This window comes from Mesorhizobium sp. MC2-1-1, assembly GCF_057597255.1.
This window is the reverse complement of record NZ_CP195205.1, coordinates 3,349,429-3,374,753: the sequence shown is the minus strand read 5'-3', so window position 1 is coordinate 3,374,753 and position 25,325 is coordinate 3,349,429. Positions and strand designations below refer to the sequence as shown.

The window sequence follows — 25,325 nt, the reverse complement described above, 5'->3', positions numbered from 1 at the left end:
CCCAAGCGAACCAGGGACGGCTCAGGCCGCCTGCAGCATCTTCTCGACCTCGTTGACAAGGTCGCGCAGGTGGAAGGGCTTCGACAGCACCTTGGCGTCCTTGGGCGCCTTGGAGTCGGGATTGAGCGCCACCGCGGCAAAGCCGGTGATGAACATCACCTTGAGGTCCGGATCGATCTCCGTGGCGCGGCGGGCGAGCTCGATGCCGTCCATCTCCGGCATGACGATGTCGGTCAGGAGCAGGGAGAAAGGTTCCTCGCGCAGCCGCTCATAGGCGCTGGCGCCGTTGTCGAAATCGCTTACCTGGTAGCCGGCGCGTTCCAGCGCCTTGACGAGGAAGCGACGCATATCGTCATCGTCTTCCGCCAGCAGAATGCGTGCCATTGTGTCCCGTCCGAATCACCCGCCCCAGCCTGCCGCCGGGCAAGGCCATTAACCATCCTGTATATGCGGCCGCGCCGGTAAACATCAAGTGAATGAAGGGCGTCCGACATGCGGTCCGAGGCGCGGTTTCACCGCCTGAAATGCTGGACATGCCGGGCGCAAGGTGGCAAGTTTTGCGTCATGATGCAGTGCTGTTTCCTGGTTCGTTCAAATTGAAGACGGCAGCCGAGGATTTTTCGGTCGTTCCACCCTTCGAAATCCGATCGGGCGCCGAGCAGCGCGTCCCTTTCCTGTTCAACTCGCCGCATAGCGGCCGGCACTATCCGGAGCGCTTCCTGGCCATGGCGCGGCTCGACCGCAACGCCATCCGCCGGTCGGAGGACTGTTATGTCGATGAGCTCTTCGGCGGCGCGGTGGCACTTGGCGCGCCGATGCTGGCGGCCAATTTTCCGCGCGCCTATCTCGACGTCAACCGCGAGCCATGGGAACTCGATCCGCGCATGTTCACGGAGCCGGTGCCGTCCTTCTGCAACATCCGTTCGGCGCGTGTCGCCGGCGGGTTGGGCACGGTGCCCAAACTGGTCGGCGAAGGGCTCGATATCTATCCCGGCCGCCTGCCGCTGGCTGAGGCCGTGGCGCGCATAGAAGCGGTCTACAAACCCTATCACGAGACGCTGAAGCGGCTACTGGCCAGGACACATGCCAGATTCGGCTATGCCGTGCTGATCGACTGCCACTCGATGCCGGCCAGCATTCGCGTCGGCGACAATGGCGTGCGGCCCGATTTCATCATCGGCGACCGGTTCGGCATTTCAGCCTCGCCGGCGCTCACCGAAATGGCTATCAGCCTGCTTGTCGGCATGGGCTACACGGTCGCACACAACAAGCCCTATGCCGGCGGCTTCATCACCGAGCATTACGGCCGGCCGGCCCGGCATCTGCATGCGCTGCAGGTCGAGGTCAATCGCGGGCTCTACATGGACGAACGGACATTCCAGAAATCGGCCGGCTTCGACGCATTGGCCGACGATCTTACCCGCTTCTCGGCCAACCTGATGTCGATGCCCGACCATCATTTCGTCGATTTACCGCTCGCGGCGGAATGACTGCTCCATCGGAGCGACGAGTTCTTATAAACGCAGTTCCAGACGGAAAATCGCTTCACACTTTCCTGGAATTGCCCCGAAAAAAAGACCGCATCGTTTTCACGACACGGTCGAAGTCTAGGGAGGAAACGCCCAAGGAGGGCATGGACAGGAAAACCTGTCCGATGACAAAGTTATTGTGCGGCGCACAAATGTCAATCGACATCGGGCTTTTTTAATTCAACATGATGTGGGAATTCCGCTTCGGCGGCCCGGATGTGACATTCAGGCAACAGAGGGCGGGCGTCTGACGGAATATCGACGCGCCTGTTCGTGAGAGACGAGCGGCTGGCAATAGCCGCGATGGGAGAATGACTTGGATATCAGCACCGATTTCATGCGGCGCATCGCGCATGCCGCCGCCGCCGAAACCTTGCCGCGCTTCCGCAGCCAGGGAAAGGTCACCAACAAGCTGACGGAAAGCTTCGATCCGGTGACGGAGGCCGACCGTGAAGCGGAGCGCGCGATCCGGACGCTGATCTCGGCCGAGTATCCCGATCACGGCATTCTCGGCGAAGAGCATGGCAGCGAGAACACCGCCAGCCGGCATGTCTGGGTGATCGACCCGATCGACGGCACCCGCGCCTTCATCTCCGGCCTTCCGGTCTGGGGAACGCTGGTCGGGCTGACCGCCGATGGCGACGCGGTCGCCGGCATGATGTCGCAACCCTTCACCGGAGAGCTGTTCTACGCCAACGCGTCGGGTTCGTACTACGAAGGACCGGGCGGCCCGCGCAGGCTCGCCACCCGCAAGACGACCGATCTCGCGCAAGCGACGCTGTTCACGACCACCCCCGCCTTGTTCAAGGGCGAAGCGCGCAAGCGCTACGACCAGTTCGAGACGAGGGTCCAGCTCGCCCGCTACGGCACCGACTGCTACGCCTTCGCCATGGTGGCCGCGGGCTGTGTCGACATCGTCGCGGATCCGGGGCTGAAGCCCTACGACATCGTCGCGCTGATCCCGATCATCGAGAAGGCGGGCGGTGTCGTCACCACTTTCGAGGGCGGCCCTGCGGAGAAGGGCGGCGACATATTGGCGGCGGCGACGCCGGAACTGCATGCAGCGGCAATGGCCGCGCTGCGCGGTTGACGCACGCCGCGACGGGTGCGCCGCCGGATTTCGATCGCGATCAGGGAGCGTCGCCGGTCCCCGGAATGAAGGCATCGAAGGCGGCCAGGAGCTGCTCGCGGTAGATGTCCCTCTCCTGCAGGATCTCATGCTGCGCGCCGTCGATCATCAACAATGAGCCCACGCGCAGCTTCCTGGCATAGGTTTCCACCGCCTTGGTGGAGACCACGCGGTCCGCGCCGGCGGCCACGATCAGCATCGGCACCTGGATCCTTGCCATGAAATCGGGATCGCTGACGGCCTCCGCGGCTCCGGCGGCGGCCTTCAGCCAGCGGATGGTTGGGCCGCCGAGCGCGAGCTGCGGCCAGGCTTCGTAGATTCCGACATTGCGCCGGTAGCGCTTGGGATCCGAAGTCACTTTGTTCATCTCGAAAGGCACCGGCAATTTCGGCCGTGGCCCGAGCGCGGCATAGAGCCGGCCAAGGCCCAGCGCGCAGAAGACCGCGCAGACGCGCCGCACGGTGCTTATCGAAGCCTGCAGGTCGGGCACGGCCAGGAAAGGCGCCAGCAGCACCATTCGCCTCACGCGGTTGATCATCGACGGCGAGGCAAGCAGCGCAATCACGGCCCCGGTCGAATGGGCAAGGATGTAATAGGGGCCGCGGCAGTCGGGCAACACGATCTCCTCGAAGAACTGCTCGAGGTCGCGCGTATAGTCGCGGAAGCTGCGGACATAGCCGCGCTGGCGGTCACGCAGCAGCCGGCTGGAATCGCCTTGGCCGCGCCAGTCGAGGACGGCGACGCCGAAGCCGCGATCGGCGAGATCGCGGATGGTCTCGAAATACTTCTCTATGCATTCGTTGCGTCCGGTCAGCAGGACCACCGTGCCTTGCAGCGGACGAGCGACAGCGCCAAAGACGCCGTAGCGAATCTTCTTGCCATCGGGCGTAGTGAAGAAGCCGCCCGCGGCGTTCTGGGGCGCGGGATTGTCCTCGGCGTAATGGAAAATATCCGTCATTCGGCGTCGTTGCTTGTTCTTGCCCGGACGGGCGAGGCGTCGGCATGGTGATAGACGGCCAGGCGGCAAAAGCAAAGGCGTTAGGCGGCTGTCGCCAAAGCAGGTAAGGCCGGAAGTGCCTGCGGCGCACTTCCGGCCTCTGTCGATCCGGGAGGAAGGGACGTTGCACCCGGTTCGGCCTCGTCACGGCGCGGGAAAGTGAAGCGCCGCTTGTCTCTTTGTCGTAACGCAATTCCTGGCGGAAACCGCTTCTCGCTTTTCCCGGAACTGCTCGACCTTGGCTGGAGCTTAGCGACGCGTGGCTGAACGGATGCAGAAGCCAGGGTTCATCCGCCGTTCATCAACATGGCGGTTTTGCGCCTCACAAAGCCTTGAATTGGCTTTTTGTGCTTCCCAAATGAGGGTTGCGGCCGCCGATGTCGGGGTCGCTGGCCTAACCGAAACGCCTTTCGAGGGTTTCGCACCAGGTCATACGCAAACCATGTTGCTCAACAGGAGAACACCTCATGCGTCACGTTGATTTTTCCCCGCTCTATCGTTCGACCGTCGGCTTCGACCGGCTCTTCACCATGCTCGACTCGCTCGGCCAGCCCGAGACCGCGCAGACCTATCCGCCGTATAATATCGAGCGCACCGGCGAGAACGCCTATCGCATCTCGATGGCCGTTGCCGGCTTCTCGGAAGACGAGATTTCGATCGAGGCCCACCGCAACGTGCTGACCGTCAAGGGCGAGCGCAAGGAAGAGGGCAATGGCGAGGGCTCCGAGCTGCTCTATCGCGGCATCGCATCGCGCGCTTTCGAGCGCCGCTTCCAGCTCGCCGACCATGTCGAGGTCGAGGGCGCCACTTTGAAGAACGGCCTGCTCTTCGTCGATCTCAAGCGCAACATTCCCGAGGAGCTGAAGCCGCGCAAGATCGCGATCACTCAGTCTTCGGATAAAGCCAAGCAGATCGAGGCCAAGGCCGCCGCGTAATCCGCGGGTTCTATCCTATAGACAACGTCTCCCTCCCGAGACGGAAGCGGCGCCGAGAGGCGCCGCTTTTTACTGTGGCGCAGGCAAGCGGTCTTTCATTGAGCCGAGGGGCGGCTGGATCATCCGGCTGCTCGTGCCGCGAACTCAGCCAAGCAACTTGCCGAAACGGTCGACTTCCTCGGCCGTGGTGGCGAAGCTGGTGACGAAGCGATAGAGCTGTTCATCCTCGCCGAAATGGCCGTCGAAACCGTACGGCTTGTGCCAGTCATAAAAGGCCGCGCCCGCTGCCTGCAGCCTATCAGCCTCCGTCTTTTTCATCACGGCGAATACCTCGTTCGCCTGCGGCAACCAGGCCAGCTTGGCCGTTGCCGAGTCCTCGATGGCCGCCGCCAGGCGCGCGGCCATGGCGTTGGCGTGACGGGCCGTTTCGAGCCACAGGCCGTCCTTGAAATAGGCGTCGAACTGGGCGGCGATGAAGCGCGACTTGGAGAAGAGCTGCGCGGCGCGCTTGCGCAGGAAAGCCAGTTCCTTGGCCCGGCCGAGATCGAACAGCACCACCGCCTCGGCGCACCAGCAACCGTTTTTCGTTCCGCCGAAGGAAACAATGTCGACGCCGCGTTTCCATGTCATTTCGGCAGGCGTCGTCTCAAGCGCGACGAGCGCGTTGGCAAAGCGGGCGCCGTCCATATGCAGCGGCAGGGAGTGGCGTTTGGCGACCTGGGAAATCGCCGCGATGTCCTCAAGTCCATATATGGTGCCGACCTCCGTCGACTGGGTGATCGATACGGCCGTTGGCCGACCCCAGTGTACAATCTCCGGCGCGAAACGGCCGACGGTCTGTTCGAGGTTGTACGGGTCGATCTTGCCCAGCGCGCCGTCCACCGCGTGCAGGCGTGAGCCGCCGCTGAAATATTCCGGCGCCCCGCATTCGTCCTCGATGACATGGGATTCGCGGTGCGCGAACGAGATGCCGCCGGGTTTGCTGTAGGCGGCCAGCGACAACGAGTTCGCCGCTGTGCCCGTGGCAACGAAGAACACCGCGACCTCCCGCTCGAAGAGCTCGCTGAAACGCCCGTAGACGACGCGATCCAGATCGCCATCGCCATAGGCGGTTGAGAAGCCGCCGGCATTGGCTGACAGGCCGGCGGCGATGTTGGGGTGGACGCCCGCCCAATTGTCGGATGCAAAAAACATTGAGAGGTCCATATCATGAATGGCAAAAGCGGGCGCGACTTGACCGCTTCGCTATCGGGAGCGCAAGAGCCAATCGGCTTCAAAGCGGTGAAGCCAGCCTATGAACAAGAGTGGCGCGGATCAAAGCTTGCGCTTCCAGTGCTCGTCACGAAATTTTGTGTCGCGGCACGGCCAAGTTTTTTGTGAATCGGTCTTGTATGGTCCCCTGATTTCTGCCATAAAAAATTTAGGACAGTAGTGCTGTCTTATTTTGTCGCACAAAACAGGCTGGACTGGCGTATCATCGCTGCCATTCCGGCCATTGTCGCGAGCGGCGGGTAGACGGCCCGGCTCTGACCTGTACGATACCGGATGCGAACCGGGCGTATAGCCGTATGGTTCGATGGATTTCGCTAGACGTGCAGCAAGAATCAAGGGGAAGCATCCCGCTTCCCAAGGCAAACCAGCGCCCTGAGACAGTCGGGGCCAAGGTGGAGAATGGAGGATAGGACGATGACGGAACTGACGCCATCTGCGATCAACGGCCCGGCCGCGCAGACGAAAGCGGCAGCCGTTAAAAACATCGTCCCGACCCAAGCCCTCCGAACCGCCGGCGGCCCGGCCGCCCAAGGCCTCTATGATCCGCGCAACGAGCATGACGCCTGCGGCGTCGGTTTCATCGCCAACATGAAGGGCGTGAAGTCGCACCGGATCGTCGAGGACGGTCTGGCGATGCTGGAAAACCTCACCCATCGCGGTGCCGTCGGCGCCGATCCGCTGGTCGGCGATGGCGCCGGCGTGCTCGTGCAGATCCCGGATGCTTTCTTCCGCGACGAGATGGCGGCCAAGGGCGTCGAACTGCCGCCAGCCGGCCAGTATGGCGTCGGCCATTGGTTCATGCCGCAGGACGCCGCGCTTCGAGCCCATATCGAAGAGATCATCGCCGAATCGGCGCAGTCGGAAGGGCTGCCGCTCATCGGCTTCCGCGATGTGCCGGTCGACAATTCATCGCTGTCGAAGGCGCCCAATATCGTCGCATCCGAGCCTTTCCACCGGCAGGTGTTCATCGGCCGCACGGCCGATATCCCGGATGACGAGGAGTATGAGGCGAGGCTTTACCTGCTGCGCAAGGTGATCTCGGGCCGCATCTATGCCGAGAATGACAATAAGGACATTGGCGCCTATTGCGTGTCGCTGTCGGCGCGCACCATCGTCTACAAGGGCATGTTCCTGGCCTATCAGGTCGGCGCCTATTACAAGGACCTCAAGGATCCGCGCTTCGAGACGGCGCTGATCCTCGTGCACCAGCGCTTCTCGACCAATACTTTCCCGTCATGGAAGCTGGCGCATCCCTACCGCATGGTCGCGCACAATGGCGAGATCAATACCGTGCGCGGCAACAACAACTGGATGGCGGCGCGCCAGGCCTCGGTCGATTCCGAGCTTTTCGGCAACAACATCTCGAAGCTCTGGCCGATCTCCTATGAGGGCCAGTCGGACACTGCGTGCTTCGACAACGCGCTCGAGTTCCTGTTCCAGGGCGGCTATTCGCTCACCCACGCCATGATGATGCTGATCCCGGAGGCGTGGGCCGGCAACAAGCTCATGGATGCCGACCGCAAGGCTTTCTACGAGTACCACGCGGCGCTGATGGAGCCGTGGGACGGACCCGCGGCGGTGGTGTTCACCGACGGACGCCAGATCGGCGCCACGCTGGACCGCAACGGCCTGCGCCCGGCCCGCTACATCGTCACCGACGACGACCGCGTCATCATGGCTTCCGAAGCCGGCGCGCTGCCGGTGCCGGAGGAAAAGATCGTGCAGAAGTGGCGGCTGCAGCCGGGCCGCATGCTGCTCATCGATCTCGCCAAGGGCCGCATCGTCTCCGACGAGGAGATCAAGTCGGAGATCGCGACCAGGCATCCCTACAAGACCTGGCTCGCCAACACGCAGCTCATCCTGGAGGACCTGAAGCCGGTCGAACCGCGGGCGCTGCGCAAGGATGTCAGCCTGCTCGATCGCCAGCAGTCCTTCGGCTACACCCAGGAGGACACCAAGCTCCTGATGGCGCCGATGGCCACCACCGGACAGGAAGCCGTCGGCTCGATGGGCACCGACACGCCGATCTCGGCGATGTCGGACAAGTCGAAGCTGCTCTATACCTATTTCAAGCAGAACTTCGCCCAGGTCACCAACCCGCCCATCGACCCGATCCGCGAGGAACTGGTGATGAGCCTGGTGTCCTTCATCGGGCCGCGGCCGAACATCTTCGACCTGGTCGGCACGTCGCGTCGCAAGCGGCTGGAGGTGCGCCAACCGATCCTGACCAATGGCGATCTCGAAAAGATCCGTTCCATCGGCCACACCGAGGACCGTTTCGACACCAAGACGATCGATATCACCTACGGCTCGAACGAGGGTGCGGCCGGCATGCAGGGCGCCATCGACCGGCTCTGCGAGCGGGCAGAGGCGGCGGTCGCCGGCGGCTACAACATCATCATCCTGTCCGACCGCCAGGTCGGTCCGGACCGCATCGCCATCCCGGCGCTTCTCGCGACGGCCGCGGTCCACCATCACCTGATCCGTAAGGGGTTGCGCACGTCGGTCGGGCTCGTGGTCGAATCCGGCGAGCCGCGCGAGGTGCATCATTTCTGCTGCCTGGCCGGCTATGGCGCCGAGGCGATCAACCCCTATCTCGCCTTCGACACGCTGCTCGACATGCACAAGCGCGGCGAACTGCCGGCCGAGGTCGACGAGTACGAGGTCGTCTCGCGCTATATCAAGTCGATCGGCAAGGGCATCCTCAAGGTGATGTCCAAGATGGGCATCTCGACCTACCAGTCCTATTGCGGAGCGCAGATCTTCGACGCCATCGGGCTCAAGTCGGATTTCATCGAGAAGTATTTCACCGGCACGGCGACGCTGATCGAAGGCGTCGGTCTCGACGAGATCGCGACCGAGACGCTCAGCCGCCATGCCGATGCCTTCGGCAGCGATCCCGTGCTGCGCAACAACCTTGAGGTCGGCGGCGAATACATGTTCCGCATGCGCGGCGAGGCGCATATGTGGTCGCCGGACGCGGTCGCCAGCCTGCAGCACGCTGTGCGGCAAGGCTCATGGGACACGTTCAAGGAGTATTCGGCGCAGATCGACAGCGCGACCGCGCGCGCGCAGACCATTCGGGGCCTGTTCAAGATCAGAACAGCGGACGAGACCGGCCGCAAGAAGGTCGCGATCGAGGACGTCATGCCGGCGGCCGAGATCGTCAAGCGCTTCTCGACCGGCGCGATGTCGTTCGGCTCGATCTCGCGCGAAGCGCACACCACGCTGGCTCGCGCCATGAACCAGATCGGCGGCAAGTCGAACACCGGCGAGGGCGGCGAAGAGGCCGATCGCTATCTGCCGCTGCCCGGCGGCGGCAAGAACCCGGAACGCTCGGCGATCAAGCAGGTCGCTTCGGGGCGGTTCGGCGTCACGGCGGAGTATCTGGTCAATTCCGACGTCATGCAGATCAAGGTCGCCCAAGGCGCCAAGCCCGGCGAAGGCGGCCAGTTGCCCGGACACAAGGTCGACGCCACCATCGCCAAGGTCAGGCATTCGACCCCCGGCGTCGGCCTGATCTCGCCGCCGCCGCATCACGACATCTATTCGATCGAGGATCTGGCGCAGCTGATCTACGACCTGAAGAACGTCAATCCGGCGGCCGACGTGTCGGTCAAGCTGGTATCGGAAGTCGGCGTCGGCACCGTCGCCGCGGGCGTCGCCAAGGCGCGCGCCGATCACATCACCATCTCCGGCTATGATGGCGGCACCGGCGCTTCGCCGCTGACCTCGCTCAAGCATGCCGGCAGCCCGTGGGAAATGGGCCTTGCCGAAACGCACCAGACGCTTGTGCTCAACGGCCTGCGCAGCAGAGTGGCGCTGCAGGTCGATGGCGGCCTTCGCACCGGGCGCGACGTCATCATCGGCGCGCTGCTCGGCGCCGACGAGTTCGGCTTCTCGACCGCGCCGCTGATCGCGGCCGGCTGCATCATGATGCGCAAGTGCCATCTCAACACCTGCCCGGTCGGCGTGGCGACGCAGGACCCGGTGCTGCGCAAGCGCTTCAAGGGCACGCCCGAGCATGTCATCAACTTCTTCTTCTATGTGGCGGAAGAGGTGCGGGCGCTGCTTGCCGAAATGGGCTACACCCATCTCGACCAGATCATCGGCGACAGCGATCTCCTGGAAAAGCGCGATGTCATCCAACACTGGAAGGCGCGCGGGCTCGACTTCTCCAAGATGTTCTTCAAGCCGGACGCGCCGCATGAGGCGCTGCACTGGACCGAGCGGCAGAAGCACCCGATCGACGACGTGCTCGACCGCAAGCTGATCGAGCTGGCGAAGCCCGCGCTGGACGCAAAGCAGCCCGTCACCATCGAGCTGCCGATCCGCAATGTCGACCGATCCGCCGGCGCGATGCTGTCGGGCGAGGTCGCCAAGCGCTTCAAGCACAAGGGCCTGCGCGAGGACACGATCCAGGTGAAGCTGACCGGCACGGCCGGCCAGTCCTTCGGCGCGTTTCTCGCGCGCGGCGTGTCGTTCGAGCTGGTCGGCGCCGGCAACGATTATGTCGGCAAGGGCCTGTCGGGCGGTCGCATCGTCATCCGCCCGCCGGAAGAAGCCAGGATCGTGGCGGCCGACTCGATCATCGTCGGCAACACGGTTCTCTACGGCGCTACCGAGGGCGAAGCCTATTTCGCCGGTGTCGCCGGCGAGCGCTTCGCGGTGCGCAATTCCGGCGTGGCGGCCGTCGTCGAAGGCGTCGGCGACCATGGCTGCGAGTATATGACCGGCGGCATCGTCGTGGTGCTCGGCAAGACGGGGCGCAACTTCGCGGCCGGCATGTCGGGCGGCGTCGCCTATGTGCTGGACGAGCAGGGCGATTTCGCCGAACGCTGCAACATGGCGATGGTCGAGCTTGAGCCCGTTCCGGAAGAGGACGACCTGATGGAAAAGCTGCTCCATCATGGCGGCGATCTCGACCATAAGGGCCGCGTCGACGTTTCCGGCGACATGACCAGTCACGACGAGGAACGGCTCTACCAGCTGATCTCCAACCACGTGCATTTCACCGGTTCGGTGCGCGGCCGCGAGATCCTCGACGACTGGCAGAATTTCAGGCCGAAATTCCGAAAAATCATGCCGGTGGAATACCGCCGCGCGTTGATCGAGATGGAACGCATGCGCATGAGCGTGGCGGCCGAATGAGCATCGGCAGGCCGGAGAGACGGGTCTGCGGCCGCCATCCTCACCAACAATCCTGACCCCGGACTTCGGTTGCCACGGCAGCCTTAAGGGGTTAACGGGTGCGCCGACAAAAGCGTGCCTTCGGACAGCAGGGACTGGACTATGGGCAAGGTAACAGGCTTTCTCGAGATCGACCGGCAGGTGCACAAGTACCAGCCTGCCTCGGACCGAATCCGGCATTTCCGCGAATTCACGCTGCCGATGTCCGACAAGGAGGTCGAGAAACAGGCCGCGCGCTGCATGGATTGCGGCATTCCGTTCTGCCATGGGCCTACCGGTTGCCCGATCCACAACCAGATCCCCGACTGGAACGACCTCGTCTACAATGGCGATTGGGACAACGCGATCCGCAACCTGCATTCGACCAACAATTTCCCGGAGTTCACAGGCCGCATCTGTCCCGCCCCCTGCGAGGAAGCCTGCACGCTCAATCTCGAGGACATTCCGGTTGCCATCAAGACGGTCGAGCAGGCGATCGCCGACAAGGCCTATGAGACCGGCCATATCCGGCCCTATCCCCCTGAGAGGAAGACCGGCAAGCGGGTTGCCGTCATCGGCTCCGGACCCGCCGGCATGGCGGCGGCGCAGCAACTCGGTCGCGCCGGCCACGATGTGCATGTCTATGAGCGCGAGAGCCGACCCGGCGGGCTGATACGCTACGGTATTCCGGACTTCAAGATCGAGAAGCACTATATCGACCGGCGCATCGAGCAGATGCAGGGCGAGGGCGTCACCTTCCATTGCGGCGTCAATGTCGGCGTCGACGTGAAGGTCGCCGATCTTATCGAGGAGTTCGACGCCGTGCTCTATTGTGGCGGCTCCGAAACGCCGCGTCCGGCCGGTATCCCGGGCAGCGATCTCAGCGGCGTCTATGACGCCATGCCTTACCTTGTGCAGCAGAACCGCCGCGTCGGCGGCGAGCCGATCCAGTCGGTGGCGTGGCCCTCGCACCCGATCATTGCCGGCGGCCAGCATGTCGTGGTGGTCGGCGGTGGCGATACCGCGTCCGACTGCATAGGCACCGCCTTCCGCCAGGGCGCCGTGCGCGTGACGCAGCTCGATATCCGCCCGCAGCCGCCGGAGAAGGAAGACAAGCTCTCGGTATGGCCCTATTGGGCGACCAAGATGCGCACATCCTCCTCGCAGGCCGAGGGCGCAGAGCGCGAATTCCAGGTGGCGACGCTCGAATTCATCGGCGAGGACGGCCAACTGACCGGCGTGCGCTGCTGCGAGGTCGACGACAAGCGCAAGCCAGTCCCCGGCACCGAGTTCGTCATCCGCGCCGATCTCGCTTTCATCGCCATCGGCTTTGCCGGCCCGGCGGGCGACAGCCTGATGAAGGAACTGGAAGGCAAGATCAAGGTCGTCACCGACAGCCGCCGCTCGAGGAATGTCGAGGCCAACGATCGCGACTACAAGACCAGTGTCGACAAGCTCTATGCCGCCGGCGATGTGCGCCGCGGTCAGTCGCTGGTGGTCTGGGCCATCCGCGAGGGCCGCCAGGCGGCGCGCTCGATCGACGAGGCATTGATGGGATCGACGGTGCTGCCGCGCTGAGTCGGCAATTGGCGGTAACGAATGCAATCTTGGCGACCCGCCGTTTCCATGAAACGGTGGGACGCTAGCTGGCCAGAAGCTTTATCGCCCAATAGAGGCCAATGGCCATCTGGACCGCGAACGCCGAAAATCGAGCCTTGACGGCGGTCGGACTTGTCGACGTCAAATGGATGGCCGACTGCACCAGCCGCGCGCCGAGAAGCCAATATGCGAGCGGATCGGTGATAGAAGCGCGCGAGCTCATCATGGCAAGGGCCATGAGACCTCCAAATACGGGAAGGCCTTCGATGCAATTGGCGTGAGCGCGGGCCAGTCGCTGCAGGAAGGGCGAAAGTCCGGCGTTGTCCGGTGCGAAGCCATTCGCGGGCACGTGGCCGCTCAACACAAGATAGGTGCGCAGGATCTCCATCCATATAAGCAGCAATAGGGTCCAAGTTACGAACCCGAGCAGGGAATAAGCTGTTGCCGACATATTTGCCCCCCCGATGTTGAGCTCGGCCAAATCCAATAGTGCCATTGATCGGCTGAGCGCCAAATTGCCGCTATAGAGGAATATAGATCAAGGAGTCGCGCCTGACCCGACAGCCGCCGTCGCGGGAGGCTGCTTCTTGGGCGGCCAGGTGAAATCGTCGGCACGGCCTGGCGAGGCGGCGGGCGCCTTGCCTTCGATGATCAGCTTTTGGCCGGGCAGGTTCGGATCGGCCTTGGCCGGCTGCGCGGCGCCGAGCAGTTCGGTCCCGCCGTCGAGCGACGGATCGCCGAGCAGCATCGGCGCGGTGCGGTCGACTATCACGGGGGCCGCGGCCGGCTTCGAAGCCTCGACCGGAGCGCCGGTGGGCGCGGACACGGTCGTGATGCTTCCCGGCGCCGCCAGGCCGAGTATCTTTGCCAACGGCTTTTCCGTATAGAAGGCAAGCTTGCGCTTGCCGGCCTTTGTGACGTTGATGCCGTCATCGGAACGCAGGCGGACCGGCTGGCCGTTGATGTCCGGGCCGGAGGTGACGAAAGCGCCATTCTCGTCGACGAAGCCGTCCCAGACATCGACGAACTCGCCGCCATGAGTTTCTGCGGTGGACCGATAGATGTCGTTGAAGGCAAGCATGTCCGAGTTCATCTTCGCTACCCGGAAAGCGGGCATGCCGACCCACAGGAACGGCACCTTGGCATTCTGTATGGCCTTGCCGAGCGCATCCGCGCGGCGCTCGTATTCCTTGGTCCAGTTCTCTGAACGCGGCTGCTCGCGCACGTCGCCGACCTTCATCTGCTGCCGGTCGTTGGAGCCCAGCATGACGATCACGACCGCCGGCTTCTCGGTCTCGATCAGCGATTTTATCTCGGCTGGCCAATTGTAGAAATCATCGCGAACGAAACCGGACGAACCATTGCTACGCGTGACGATCCTGACGGCGGGATTGTCGGCAAAGGCGGCGTCCAGCCCTTCGGCCAGCCCGGCCGCCAGGAAGTCGCCAACCACCAGCACGATCCGGGCGTCATTCGTCTTCTCGACGATCGGTGTTTCCGGCTCCGCCGGCGGGCGCGGCTTGGGCTTCTTCTTCGGCTTCGGCCTTGCATTCTGTATTTCGACCGGTGGCTCGACGCGTTCACTGCGGCGCGGGAACAGAAGGTCGCGCAGCGACCAGCCGCGGCTCTCCTCCTGCGCGAAGGCAGGGGCGTGGAAGGCGCCGGCGGCGGTGACGATAAGCACGGCAAGGGCGAGAATCAGGATCGGCGCCCGGCGAATACCCTGCCTGATACGCGCAACCGGAACCAAACACCTCTCCATCCCTTGGCGCATGACCGGGCAGACGTGGCAAGGTCATGCGCAAGCCGAGCGCTACAGCATCCTTGTCCTGTCTGGAAGGACGGCTGGCGCCTTCGACAGCCCTATTGCTTGCGGAGCCATTTGAGCACTTCCATGCTCGGATAGCCATCCTGGGTCAAGCCGACGTTGGCCTGATAGGCCATGATGGCTGATTTTGAGCCATCGCCGATCTTGCCGTCGAACTTGCCGTCATAATAGCCATGCTCGGAGAGTCGCTTCTGCAACTCCTGCCGCTCCTCGAAGCTGAGCTTGGTGAAAGGCCGCTGCCAGTCCTGCACCAGCCCGGTGCCGCCGGCGATCTCGTCGGCCAGAAGGCCGACGGCCAAGGCGTATTTGTCGGCATTGTTATAGGCCTTGATGACCGAGAAATTCCTGATCATCAGGAAGGCGGGGCCGCCCCTGCCATCCGGCACTTTCAGCGTGGCCTTGTCCGTCAGGTTCCTGAATGGCTTGCCATTGGCCCTGACCACGCCGAGCGCCTGCCATTGGGCAAGCGTTTTTGCGCCGCCGGGCAGCTTGCCGGCTGGTATGGTCACCTCATAACCCCAGGTCTTGCCGGGTTGCCAGCCGTTCGTCTTGAGCAGATTGGCGGAAGTCGCCAGCGCGTCTGGGATCGAGTTCCAGATGTCGCGCTTGCCGTTGCCGTCCATGTCGACCGCATAGCGCTGATAGCTGGTCGGGATGAACTGCGTCTGGCCCATCGCGCCGGCCCAGGAACCCATCAGATGGCTCTCGTCGATGTCGCCGGTCTGCAGGATCTTCAAGGCCGCGATCAGCTGGGTGCGGGCATATTTCGACCGCTTCTGATCGCCATAGGCGAGCGTTGCCAGTGAGCGGATGACGTTGCGCATGATGTCGTCGCGCTTGAGAATCTCGCCATAGTTCGATTCCATCGACCAGATCGCCAGAAGGATGTTGCGGTCGACGCCGAACCGCGCCTCGATGCGATCGAGCCACGGCTTCCACTTGCGCGCCATCGCCCGGCCGTTGGCCACCGACTGGTCGTGCACGCGGTTGTCGAAATAGTCCCAGGCGGGCGCGGTGAATTCCGGCTGGGTGCGGGCCTTTTCCAGCACGACCGGGTCGGGCTCGATGCCCCTCATGGACTGATCGTAGACGGCGCCCGAAACGCCACCCGCCACCGCGGTGGCGCGGAAGCCTGCAACCCACTGGCGGAATCCCGCATCCGCGAAAGCGGGTCCGGCGGGCATCAGCAGGGCCAGCGTGACGCCGGCGGAGGTCGCCAGCGCTATCAGGCGCCTCGCGGTGTTGCGAACGGACATCATTTCCTCCTTCGTCAAATCAGGAAGGATCATTCAACGCCGAACCCGGTTAGCATTTAGTTTACCATAGGTGCCGCCAGGAACGAAAATATGTGTCGCGACTTTAGCTCTACTTTTAGCTTTACGTTCACCGGTCGCCCGTTAATCCCACATTCCGGCGTGAAAATGGAATTCCGGCGTGAAAATCCCGGAGGGGATTGCGGAGCGCGCCGCCGAACGGATAATTGGCCGAAAATAGGGGTGTCAGCATGAAACGCGTTCGCAAGGCAGTTTTTCCGGTCGCCGGCCTCGGCACGCGGTTCCTTCCGGCCACCAAAGCCATCCCGAAGGAAATGCTCACCGTCGTCGACCGGCCGGTCATCCAATATGTGGTCGACGAGGCCCGCGAGGCCGGCATCGAGCATTTCATCTTCGTGACCGGGCGCAACAAGGCGGTCATCGAGGACCATTTCGACGTCCAGTTCGAGCTCTACGACACGCTCGCCCAGCGAGGCAAGGACGACCAGCTCGCCCGCCTGCAGCGGCTGCAGCCGGCGCCGGGGCAGACCAGCTTCACCCGCCAGCAGGTGCCGATGGGCCTAGGCCACGCCGTATGGTGCGCCCGCGAGCTGGTTGGCGACGAACCGTTCGCGCTGCTTTTGCCGGACATGATCATGCAGTCGGAAAAGAGCTGCATGAGGGGCATGGTCGAGCTCTATGCCGAGACCGGCAACAACATCATCGCCGTGCAGGAATGCGACCCGGCCGAGGCGCATAAATACGGCATTGTCGGCCGCGGTGAGGACACCCATAACGGCTTCCGCATCACCGGCATGGTTGAGAAGCCGAAGCAGGGCACCGCGCCGTCCAACCTCTTCATCAATGGGCGCTATATCCTGCAGCCGGAAATCTTCGGGATCCTGGAAAGCCAGGAACGTGGCGCCGGCAACGAGATCCAGCTGACCGACGCGATGCTGAGGCTGCAGAAAGAGCAACCGTTCTACGGCTATCACTACAAGGGGCGCACCTTCGACTGCGGCTCGCCGGAGGGTTTCGTCGAGGCCAATGTCGCCTTCGCGCTCTGGCGCAGCGACATGAACGCAAGCATGGCCGGCGTCATCCGCACGCTGCTTGATGAGGTCCGACCGGTGGAGCAGCGCGGCGCGGCTTCGTAGCCGTCGCGGTTCTGAGGCAGGCCGTGCTCATACCCCGGGGCGCGCTCGGCTCCGGTTCTCGGATGCATCGCTCTCGACCCCGATGACCTGAATCTCGATACAGGCATGGCCGTCACTGCTGTCAGCGTTGCACCTTCAGTCCGAGGTAGACGCTGTTGGCAGTGTAGTCGCGGCCGGGCAGATTGCTGGTCAGCTTCTCGGTCCTGACGCGGGTGGTAATCCCGGCATAGCGATTGAGCCACCATGTCAGTCCGGCCTCGGCGCTCAGGATCAAATCGTGGCCGTCGGAGCCGGTGTAGTCGCGCCAATCGAGGCCAAGCGCCGAGTTTGCCGTCAGGTTGGCTCGGATCTGGCGCTCGCCGGTCAGACGGCCGGAATAGAGGATATCGCCGCTCTGGCCGGCCGTCGTGGTGGTCTCCACTTCGGTCTTCCCGGTGAGCCCGATGGTGGTGCCGCGCTCGGGCGACCATTTGAGGTCGGCATTGATGCTCGGCCCGGCCACCGCCGGCAGGCGGCTGTCGTCGATCGCTTCGCGCAGCCAGCCGACGGAAAATTCGCCGGACAGCTTCTCGCCCATGTCGAGCTCGAGGCCGGCGCGCGCGCCAAGCCTGGTCGAGGATCGCTGGAAGCCGTCGGTGTCGGTGCGCAGGTCGTAGACGCGCCGCCCGGCCTCGGCCTCCGCGAAGGGCGTCAGCGCGGGCGAAATCTCATAACCGGTCCGCAAGGTCGCGGTGTAGAGCGTGGAATCGCGATCCTTCTGCGACACGGTGGTCCCGTTGGAGAGTTCGGCATCGCCGTAGAAATCATGGCTGACTGCCCCGGTCAGCGCGTAACGCATCTTGCCGACACTTTTTTCGATGCCGAGGCTGCCGTCCACGGTCTGGCGCAGCGGCTGCTGAGTGACACCTGCGATCGCATCCGGCGAGGAAGCCGATTCCGGCGCCGCTTCGTAACCAAGCTTGGCGACGGCGCGCAGCTCGTTGTCGAGATCGACGTTGAGCTGGCCGTCGATGCGGCCCTGTGCATCGTTGATCTTCTCGCCGGAGACGGTGTTGCGGAAAAGGCCGTAGCCGGTGATCAAGGCCGAATTCTCACGCCAGTCCGAGGTCGCCGTGAAACGCAGCGCCGTCTCGGACAGGACGGCCGATTTGCCGGTGCTGCTGGAATCGGCGTTGGACGTGGCGGTCAATCCCTGCTCGAGCGACGGCCGGAAGAGAAAGGTGCCGACTTTCACGCCCGGCGCGGCGAAGGGATCGTCCTCCGGCTTGACCTTCCGGCCTTCGATGGACGCCGTGCGCTCCGCGCCGGGGTCGAGCCTCTGCCTGTCGACGCTGTCGACGGTGACAGCACGGCTGTTGCTGCCGTCATTTTCATCGATGGCGGCGGCATCGGCCTGGCTGGCTGCGCCGGCAGTGGAGGCCGTGGTCGTATTGTCCGTCGCCTCGCCGGTCTTCTTCCTTGCCTTGCTCTTGTCGGCTGTCTTGGTATTCGTCTTGGTGTCCTGAGCGCGCCGATTGGCCGTCGAGGGCCGGCGCGGTTTTGCCGGCGTCGTCGTGGCGGCTAACGGATCGTCGGTTGCCTGCGGCTGGTCGAAGATGCTGTCCGCGGCGCGCCCCGCCTGGTTGTCATCGGGAACGGCGCCGGGGCTTGCCGGCTGGTAGGTCGTCGGTGCGGTATCTTGGGCGGCCGCGACCGCGGGCGCATCCTGATCCTGCGCCCCCTGCGCCCGCAACTGCCTGGCCTTGCGCTGCTGGTCGGCGAGTATGGCCGATTCGGAAACCTCGCCGCGCAGCTCGGTCTCCTGGGAAAATGCCGGCGCCGAGCGCAGTAAGCCGAGCGCGCTCGCCGTCAGCAGCAGTGCCGCGACGGCAATGCCCCTTCGACCGATTCTCGTTTCAGGTTGGCCCCCGGACATCGACACCACTGCTTGCGCGGCGCGGTTGCGCCATACTTACCGAACCGTAAATGCGGATGGTTAACGGAGGGTTGAGAGGGCCGCCTTGCGTGCCCCCGATCAAGGCCCCACGGCAATTCTGTTGGACACCGGCGAGGCAAAGCGCTAATCGCTTGCGCCATGCATGCGGGGTCCCCAGAGAGAAGGCAGCCGGACAGGCAGGCTGCGATCGAATCGGCGCTGAGAACGGTGGCGACGGAGAAGGCCGGTGTGGCGGCCCTTGCCGCCGCGCTCGAGAATGGGCTGGCGGAGCCTTTCGCAGCCGCCATCGACATGATCTCGCGGATCGACGGCCGCGTCATCGTTACCGGCGTCGGCAAGAGCGGCCATATCGGCTCCAAGATCGCAGCCACGCTCGCCTCGACCGGCACCCCCGCCTTTTTCGTCCATCCGGCCGAGGCCAATCACGGCGATCTCGGCATGATCGCCCGGGATGACGCCATCATCGCCATGTCCTGGTCTGGCGAGAGCAAGGAACTGATGGGCATCGTCGCCTATTCCAGGCGCTTTTCCATCCCTTTGATCGCCATTACCTCGGGCGAGAACTCAGCGCTGGCGCGTGCCGCCGACGTCGTGCTGTTGCTGCCGGCCGTGCCGGAGGCCTGTCCGCATGGGCTGGCGCCCACGACGTCGGCCCTGCTGCAACTCGTCATGGGCGATGCGCTGGCTATCGCGCTGCTCGAGGCGCGCGGTTTCACGCCTGACCATTTCCGCACCTTCCATCCGGGCGGCCAGCTTGGCGCCAACCTGATGCAATTGCGCGAGATCATGCATGTGGGCGAAAGGCTGCCGCTTGTGCCCTCGGGAACCGGCATGCAGGAGGCAATCCTGGAATTGTCGCGCAAGGGTTTCGGCTGCGTGGCGATCACCGGCGCCGACGGCGCGCTTGCCGGCATCATCACCGACGGCGATATCCGCCGGCACATCGCCAGCGACCTGCTTTCCATGAGCGTCGATCAGGTGATGACGAAGAAGCCGAAGACGGCAAGCCCGGACACGCTGGTCGCGACGGCGTTGCAAACCATCAACAATTCGGCCATCACAAGTCTGATGGTGGTCGAGGAAAGCAAGCCGGTCGGCCTGGTTCATTTGCACGATCTGCTGCGCATAGGCGCGGCCTGAGGAAACTCAAACCGCCTCGACGGTCAACTCCAGATCGGTGTCGGCGGCTCCCGTCACGCGCACTTTCGTGCCGGCCGGCAGGTCCGGACCCGATACGCGCCAGAGCGTGTCGCCAAGCTTGATGCGGCCACGGCCGTCCTTTATCGGCTCGGAAAGAGTAGCCATCTTGCCGATCATCTGTTCGCCGCGGCGGTTGAGAAGCGGCTGATCCGTGGGGGTATGCCGTCCGCCGGCCACTCTCTTGCCGACATAAGCCGAAACCAGTGAGAGGATGAGGAAGGCAAGAACCTGGATCTGCCAGGTCCAGAAGCTTGCGTCCCAGATCAGCAGCGACACCGCACCGATGACCAGGGCGGCAATGCCGATCCACAGCATGAAGACGCCCGGCGCTATGATCTCCATGACCAGGAGGACGAAGCCCAGAACCATCCAGTTCCAGGGGCCGAGTTCGGAAATGACGCGCTCAATCATGGGGGAAGTTTCCCTATGATCTCAATTTTCGCTCGGACGAACGACTGGCGGGCGCGCCGCCTGCCGCTGCGCGCCATTCGAGCCCTCGCTGCGGAAGACCTCCTTGGCGATCTCGCCGATGCCTCCGAGCGTGCCGATCAGCGACGAGGCTTCCAGCGGCATCAGCACGACCTTGCTGTTGGTGGCAGAGCCGATCTTCGTCAGCGCCTCGGTATATTTCTGGGCGACGAAATAGTTCAGCGCCTGGACGTCGCCCTTGGAGATGGCTTCCGAGACGACCTGCGTGGCGCGGGCTTCGGCCTCGGCCGAGCGCTCGCGCGCTTCCGCATCGCGGAAAGCGGCTTCCTTGCGACCCTCGGCTTCCAGGATCTGCGACTGCTTGAGGCCTTCGGCGGCAAGGATCTGCGCGCGCTTGTTGCGTTCGGCGGTCATCTGCCGCCCCATCGATTCGATGAGATTGGCCGGCGGATTGATGTCCTTGATCTCGACGCGGGTGATCTTGATGCCCCAGGGGTGCGCGGCTTCGTCGACGACACGCAGCAGGCGTTCGTTGATTGCGTCGCGGTTCGACAACAACTCATCGAGGTCCATCGAACCCATGACGGTGCGGATGTTGGTCATCGTCAGGTTGAGAATGGCGTTCTGTAGGCCGGAAACCTGATAGGCAGCCTGTGCCGCGTTGAGGATCTGGAAGAAGGCGATGCCGTCGACGCCAACAATGGCGTTGTCGCGGGTGATGATCTCCTGGCTGGGAACGTCGAGTACCTGCTCCATCATGTTCATCTTGGCGCCGATACGGTCGATGAACGGGACTATTAGGTTGAGGCCAGGGCTCAGTGTCTTGGTATAACGGCCGAAACGTTCAACCGTGTAATTGTAACCTTGCGGGATTGTCCGAATACCCTTGAAAAGCACCAGAACCACAAGTGCAACAAGGACTATAATCGCGATATCGAAACCGCTGAAACCCATTTCGTTTCTCCCTCAAAAGGTGGCGACCTCACGCAATCACTTAAGTGTGTTTCCGTAACGTTACAATCAGGTGATCGGGAATATTGGTTAGCGAAGGCTTTTGCGCACTGGTTTCGAGCCTGTCGGTGAAACCGGTCACACCCAGCCGGAAAGCTCGCGTCGCACCAGCGCTTCCACCACCGCCATGCCCTCGGCGCTGTCGTTGAGGCATGGGATATGCGCGAAGTTCGTGCCGCCGGCGTGATGGAATGTTTCCGCCGCCTCGCGGCCGATCTCGTCGAGCGTCTCGATGCAGTCGACGGAGAAGCCCGGATTGACGATCGCGATCGACTTCACGCCGTCCTTAGCCAATTTCTCGACCGTCACGTCGGTGTAGGGCTGCAGCCATTCCTGCGCCCCGAAGCGCGACTGGAAAGTGGTGATGAGCTTCTTCTCGCTCCAGCCGAGTCTTGCCCGCAGCAGCCGCGTCGTCTTCAGGCAGTGGCAATGATAGGGATCGCCCTTCTCAAAATAAGGCTTTGGGATGCCGTGGTATGAGGCGATGACCACTTCCGGTTCGAAATCAAGCGTTGCCAGATGTTGCTCGATCGAACGCGCCAACGCTTCGATATAGATCGGCTCATCAAAGTAGGGTGGTACACTGCGGATAGCAGGTGCGTGGCGCATTCTCATCAGCGCGCGAAAAAGCTGATCATTGGCGGTCGCCGTTGTGGTCGCCGAATATTGCGGATAGAGCGGGAACGAAAGAATGCGGTCGCAGCCTTGGTCGACCAGCCCCTGCGCCACGCTCGCGGTAGAAGGATTGCCGTAGCGCATCGCCCAGTCGACGATGACATCGGGCAGGTCGCGCAGCGCCTCGGCCAGCTTTTCACCCTGGGCGCGGGTGTAGGTGCGCAATGGCGACTCGTTCCTCTCCTGGTTCCAGATCCGCGCGTAGTTGGCGCCCGACTTCTTCGGCCGCGTGGTCAGCACCAACCCATAGAGGATCGGATACCAGATCGCCCTGTTGAGTTCGATGACGCGTGGGTCGGAGAGGAATTCCCTGAGATAGCGCCGCATCGGCTTGTAATCGGTGCCATCGGGCGTGCCGAGATTGATCAGCATGACGCCGATCTTGCCAACCTTGACCGGCGGGTGCCCGGCCGGCAATGGGCCGATAGCCTTCGCGGCTTTGGCGTCGACAGTGGTGGAAAGCGTCATAAGGGTTCTCCAGGAGACGCGAACCTAGTCATCTTGCGCGCGCAATCAATGCCGCGTCTGGCCGCACCTTAGGCTGCAACGACAAAACCCGTTCGGTTTCCTGCGCGGGTTTTATCGTTACAGTGGCAAAGCAAGTGACGTTATCTAGCCGGGATCGTCAGCGTCGCGCCAGGCTTAAGCCGGTGGGGCCTTTGGCCCTTATTGGCGTCATAGATATGTTTCCACTTGGTCGCGTCGCCATAGGCCTTCTTGGCCAGATCCCAATAAGTGTCGCCAGCGACGATGACATGGCTGCTTTGGCTTGGCACGGCCGGTTCGGCAGTGGGAGCAGGGGTGGCCGGTGCGGTCTCGGCGGGCTTCGCAGGTTCCGCGGCCGGCGCCGCGGGCGCGGTTTCAGCCGGAACTGCCGGCGGCGTGCCGGCGATGTCGCTGGAACCCGAAGGCAGGGCCGGCATCGCAGGCTCGCTGGTTGCCGGTGCGGCCTCGGCCGGTTTCGCTGCCGATGAGGCAGGGGCCGGTTCGGCAGGCTTTGCAGGTTCCGCCGCCGACGTCGCCGCCACCTCGGTGATACGGCCGTCGAGCTTCGGCGTATAGGGTCCGTGCGCGCTAAGATAATCGGCCACCACCTGTTCGAGGCCGGGACCGTAGTCATAGGCGTCCGTGGCCTTCTCGGCGAAAACCTTGTAGCCGTCGCCACCCTGGCGGACATAGTTGTTGGTGGCGACGAGATACTGCTTATCCGGACTGATCGGCGTCCAGGCGCCGTTCTCCATCACCTCGACCGATTTGACGCGGCCGGCGTTGGGCGCGACCGACTTGTCGAAGGTGTATTTCAGCCCCGCGACCTGCGGGAAGCGGCCGGCGCCGTCCTCGATCTGGCTGAGGCCGCTTTCGAGGCCGGCGACAAGATCCTTGCCCGAGATCTTGAAGGTCGCCAGCGTGTTCTGGAACGGCAGCACGGTCAGCACCTCGCCCATGGTCACCGTACCCTGGTCGATCGAAGCGCGCAGGCCGCCGCCGTTCGAGATGGCGATTTCGACGCCCTGGCCTTTAACGCGGTCCAGGATGGCGTCGGAGACGAGGTCGCCCATCTCGCATTCGCGCGCGCGGCAATTCTCGCGGCTGCCGTCGATCGCCTTGGTGGTCTCGGCCACCGGCTTGCTCTTCAGCGCCTCGATCGGCGCGCCTAGTTCCTTGATGCGCGCGAGCACGGCTGGATCAGGCGTGATCGACTTGTCGAGGTAGATCGGAGCCCCGCTCGCTTCCTTGACTTTGCCGTTGTCGTCGAACACGACCTTGAACTCGCCCAGATATTTCGAATAGGACGCGGCCTGCACCACCGGCACCTTGTAGCCGCCGGGGTTGTCGACCATGGTCGGGTAGGGGCCTTCGGCCTTCGGATCGGTGTTGGACAGGAGCGTGTGGCTGTGGCCGCCGACCACCACGTCGATACCCGGGATCTTGGCGATCACGTCGCGCTCGCGCCTGTAGCCGATATGGGTGACCGCGATGATCTTGTTGATGCCTTGCGCCTTGAGCTTCTCGACCTCGGCCGTGATCGACCTGACGTCGTCGGCGATGGCGATGTTCGGACCGGGCGAGGCGAGTTCCGGCGTATCGTTGGTGACCGCGCCGATGATGCCGATCTTCTGGCCGCCGACCTCGACCACGATCGAAGGCCTGATCTTGCCCGCCGCGCCGGATTTGTCATTGGGCACGACATTGGCGCTGACGACCGGGAATTTCGCCTTGTCGAGGTAAGGCACCAAAGCGGTCTCGCCATCGTCGAATTCGTGGTTGCCGAGCGTTACCGCGTCGGGCTTGATCTGGTTGAGGAATTCCTCTTCCACGGCGCCCTTGTAGGTGGTGTAAAACAGCGATCCTTGGAAGCTGTCGCCGGCATTGAGCAGCAGCACGTTCTGGCCTTCGAGCTTCTTGCGCTCCTCGGCGATTGCGGCGATCAGCCTGCCGGCGCCGCCGATGCATTCGCCCTTGGTCTCCTCTTCGGCGGAGCAGGTGGACTCGTATTTGTTGTTGCCTTCGATGCGACTGTGCCAATCGTTGAAATGCAGGATGTTCAGCGTATAGTCGGCAAAAGACACGCCGGCCGACATGCCAAGGGCGGAGGCGGACAAGGCCAGAATGGCGGCAATCTTCTTCATCTTCGTCTCCCGGATGAGCTGACTTCGAAGGTGCTATTGCTTTCGCCTGACCGGAAAATACCAGTCAGCCCCGGTCATGTTCACATCGGGTTTCGGCCGATGCAAGCACAAATCAGGGAGATGTTTGCCGGCATAAAAAGAACGGCGGCTTACGCCGCCATCCCTTTCTGGAGATGTTCGCGAGCCCTCAAGCCCGGCGTGTCAGCACGAAATTCTGACCGCTGGCGCTGGTGCAGTTGAGCTGGCTGGTGGAGACCATCAGGCAGTTGAAGCTGACCGGCGTCTGGCGGATCAGCGAGGTGCCGTGGATCTCGACCGCGGTCGGTCCGGTCATGGTGTAGCTGCCTTCCGACAGCTTCTGGCCGGTGTCGGTGGCGACCGTGGTGAAGCTGCCAGCAGCGAAGGTGGACAGGCCGGTGCCCTTGGCGTCGATCCAGTTGCCTTCGACCCCCTTGGGGGCGGTTGCCATCGAAGGCTGGCCGGAAGGGCCGGTGGTAGTGCAAGCGGCCGCAGCCAGCAGGCTTGCCGCGGCGCCTGCCGAAAGCAGTTTGCGCGCAATGGTCATCGTGAAATCCT

19 protein-coding genes are annotated in these 25,325 nt (G+C 63.4%); 7 read left to right on the top strand and 12 right to left on the bottom strand.

The annotated features are described in order from the left end of the window. Positions 1–21: 21 nt before the first annotated feature. The gene (cpdR, locus tag ACR64R_RS16700) at positions 22–384 is read right to left on the bottom strand and encodes a cell cycle two-component system response regulator CpdR (RefSeq protein WP_006199474.1); all 363 of its coding nucleotides are present in this window, start codon (positions 382–384) and stop codon (positions 22–24) included. Positions 385–533: 149 nt separating this feature from the next. Here cpdR and ACR64R_RS16695 point away from each other — a divergent pair, with 149 nt between their 5' ends. Beyond that, a complete protein-coding gene (locus ACR64R_RS16695; protein WP_487357442.1) occupies positions 534–1,490 on the top strand; it encodes an N-formylglutamate amidohydrolase in 957 nt (318 codons plus the stop codon). 355 nt (positions 1,491–1,845) lie between these two features. Next, the gene (gene hisN, locus ACR64R_RS16690; protein ID WP_487357441.1) at positions 1,846–2,619 is read left to right on the top strand and encodes a histidinol-phosphatase; all 774 of its coding nucleotides are present in this window, start codon (positions 1,846–1,848) and stop codon (positions 2,617–2,619) included. 40 nt (positions 2,620–2,659) lie between these two features. On the opposite strand, the gene ACR64R_RS16685 is transcribed toward hisN, so the two are convergent. Then, complete coding sequence (locus tag ACR64R_RS16685) at positions 2,660–3,616, bottom strand: alpha/beta fold hydrolase (RefSeq protein WP_487357440.1); 957 nt, start codon at positions 3,614–3,616, stop codon at positions 2,660–2,662. Positions 3,617–4,122: 506 nt separating this feature from the next. Here ACR64R_RS16685 and ACR64R_RS16680 point away from each other — a divergent pair. Beyond that, positions 4,123–4,590, top strand: coding sequence for an Hsp20 family protein (locus tag ACR64R_RS16680; protein ID WP_042639398.1), 468 nt, complete (start codon positions 4,123–4,125; stop codon positions 4,588–4,590). A 144-nt stretch (positions 4,591–4,734) separates the two neighbouring features. On the opposite strand, the gene ACR64R_RS16675 is transcribed toward ACR64R_RS16680, so the two are convergent. Further along, positions 4,735–5,784 carry a threonine aldolase family protein gene (locus ACR64R_RS16675; RefSeq protein WP_487357439.1) on the bottom strand — a complete coding sequence of 350 codons (1,050 nt, stop codon included), beginning with the start codon at positions 5,782–5,784 and terminating at the stop codon, positions 4,735–4,737. 492 nt (positions 5,785–6,276) lie between these two features. Between ACR64R_RS16675 and gltB the strand changes: the two genes are divergently transcribed. Together gltB and ACR64R_RS16665 are read left to right on the top strand one after the other, a co-directional pair. After that, a complete protein-coding gene (gene gltB / locus ACR64R_RS16670; protein ID WP_487357438.1) occupies positions 6,277–11,013 on the top strand; it encodes a glutamate synthase large subunit in 4,737 nt (1,578 codons plus the stop codon). A 141-nt stretch (positions 11,014–11,154) separates the two neighbouring features. Beyond that, positions 11,155–12,609 carry a glutamate synthase subunit beta gene (locus tag ACR64R_RS16665; protein WP_487357437.1) on the top strand — a complete coding sequence of 485 codons (1,455 nt, stop codon included), beginning with the start codon at positions 11,155–11,157 and terminating at the stop codon, positions 12,607–12,609. A 64-nt stretch (positions 12,610–12,673) separates the two neighbouring features. Here ACR64R_RS16665 and ACR64R_RS16660 read toward each other — a convergent pair whose 3' ends face one another. From ACR64R_RS16660 to ACR64R_RS16650, 3 genes are all read right to left on the bottom strand, one after another. Continuing rightward, positions 12,674–13,111: an MAPEG family protein gene (locus ACR64R_RS16660; RefSeq protein ID WP_487357436.1), complete on the bottom strand. Its 438-nt coding sequence runs from the start codon at positions 13,109–13,111 to the stop codon at positions 12,674–12,676. A 57-nt stretch (positions 13,112–13,168) separates the two neighbouring features. Then, positions 13,169–14,380: an SGNH/GDSL hydrolase family protein gene (locus ACR64R_RS16655; RefSeq protein ID WP_487357435.1), complete on the bottom strand. Its 1,212-nt coding sequence runs from the start codon at positions 14,378–14,380 to the stop codon at positions 13,169–13,171. A 113-nt stretch (positions 14,381–14,493) separates the two neighbouring features. Continuing rightward, on the bottom strand, positions 14,494–15,714 hold the full coding sequence (locus ACR64R_RS16650; RefSeq protein WP_487357434.1) for a lytic murein transglycosylase: 1,221 nt from the start codon (positions 15,712–15,714) through the stop codon (positions 14,494–14,496). A gap of 248 nt (positions 15,715–15,962) precedes the next feature. Here ACR64R_RS16650 and galU point away from each other — a divergent pair, with 248 nt between their 5' ends. After that, complete coding sequence (galU, locus tag ACR64R_RS16645) at positions 15,963–16,868, top strand: UTP--glucose-1-phosphate uridylyltransferase GalU (RefSeq protein ID WP_487357433.1); 906 nt, start codon at positions 15,963–15,965, stop codon at positions 16,866–16,868. Between the two features lie 121 nt (positions 16,869–16,989). Here galU and ACR64R_RS16640 read toward each other — a convergent pair whose 3' ends face one another. Next, a complete protein-coding gene (locus ACR64R_RS16640; protein WP_487357432.1) occupies positions 16,990–18,783 on the bottom strand; it encodes an outer membrane beta-barrel protein in 1,794 nt (597 codons plus the stop codon). 159 nt (positions 18,784–18,942) lie between these two features. Between ACR64R_RS16640 and ACR64R_RS16635 the strand changes: the two genes are divergently transcribed. Next, on the top strand, positions 18,943–19,944 hold the full coding sequence (locus ACR64R_RS16635) for a KpsF/GutQ family sugar-phosphate isomerase (RefSeq protein ID WP_487357431.1): 1,002 nt from the start codon (positions 18,943–18,945) through the stop codon (positions 19,942–19,944). A gap of 6 nt (positions 19,945–19,950) precedes the next feature. On the opposite strand, the gene ACR64R_RS16630 is transcribed toward ACR64R_RS16635, so the two are convergent. The 5 genes from ACR64R_RS16630 to omp10 form a co-directional block, all read right to left on the bottom strand. Next, entirely contained in the window at positions 19,951–20,415 is a 465-nt protein-coding gene (locus tag ACR64R_RS16630) for an NfeD family protein (RefSeq protein WP_487357430.1), read from the bottom strand. Between the two features lie 21 nt (positions 20,416–20,436). Further along, the gene (locus ACR64R_RS16625; RefSeq protein WP_487357429.1) at positions 20,437–21,387 is read right to left on the bottom strand and encodes an SPFH domain-containing protein; all 951 of its coding nucleotides are present in this window, start codon (positions 21,385–21,387) and stop codon (positions 20,437–20,439) included. A gap of 135 nt (positions 21,388–21,522) precedes the next feature. Then, positions 21,523–22,587 carry a ferrochelatase gene (hemH, locus tag ACR64R_RS16620; RefSeq protein ID WP_487357428.1) on the bottom strand — a complete coding sequence of 355 codons (1,065 nt, stop codon included), beginning with the start codon at positions 22,585–22,587 and terminating at the stop codon, positions 21,523–21,525. Between the two features lie 140 nt (positions 22,588–22,727). Then, positions 22,728–24,749: a 5'-nucleotidase C-terminal domain-containing protein gene (locus ACR64R_RS16615; protein ID WP_487357427.1), complete on the bottom strand. Its 2,022-nt coding sequence runs from the start codon at positions 24,747–24,749 to the stop codon at positions 22,728–22,730. 187 nt (positions 24,750–24,936) lie between these two features. After that, a complete protein-coding gene (omp10, locus tag ACR64R_RS16610; RefSeq protein WP_487357426.1) occupies positions 24,937–25,314 on the bottom strand; it encodes an outer membrane lipoprotein Omp10 in 378 nt (125 codons plus the stop codon). Between the last annotated feature and the right edge of the window lie 11 nt (positions 25,315–25,325).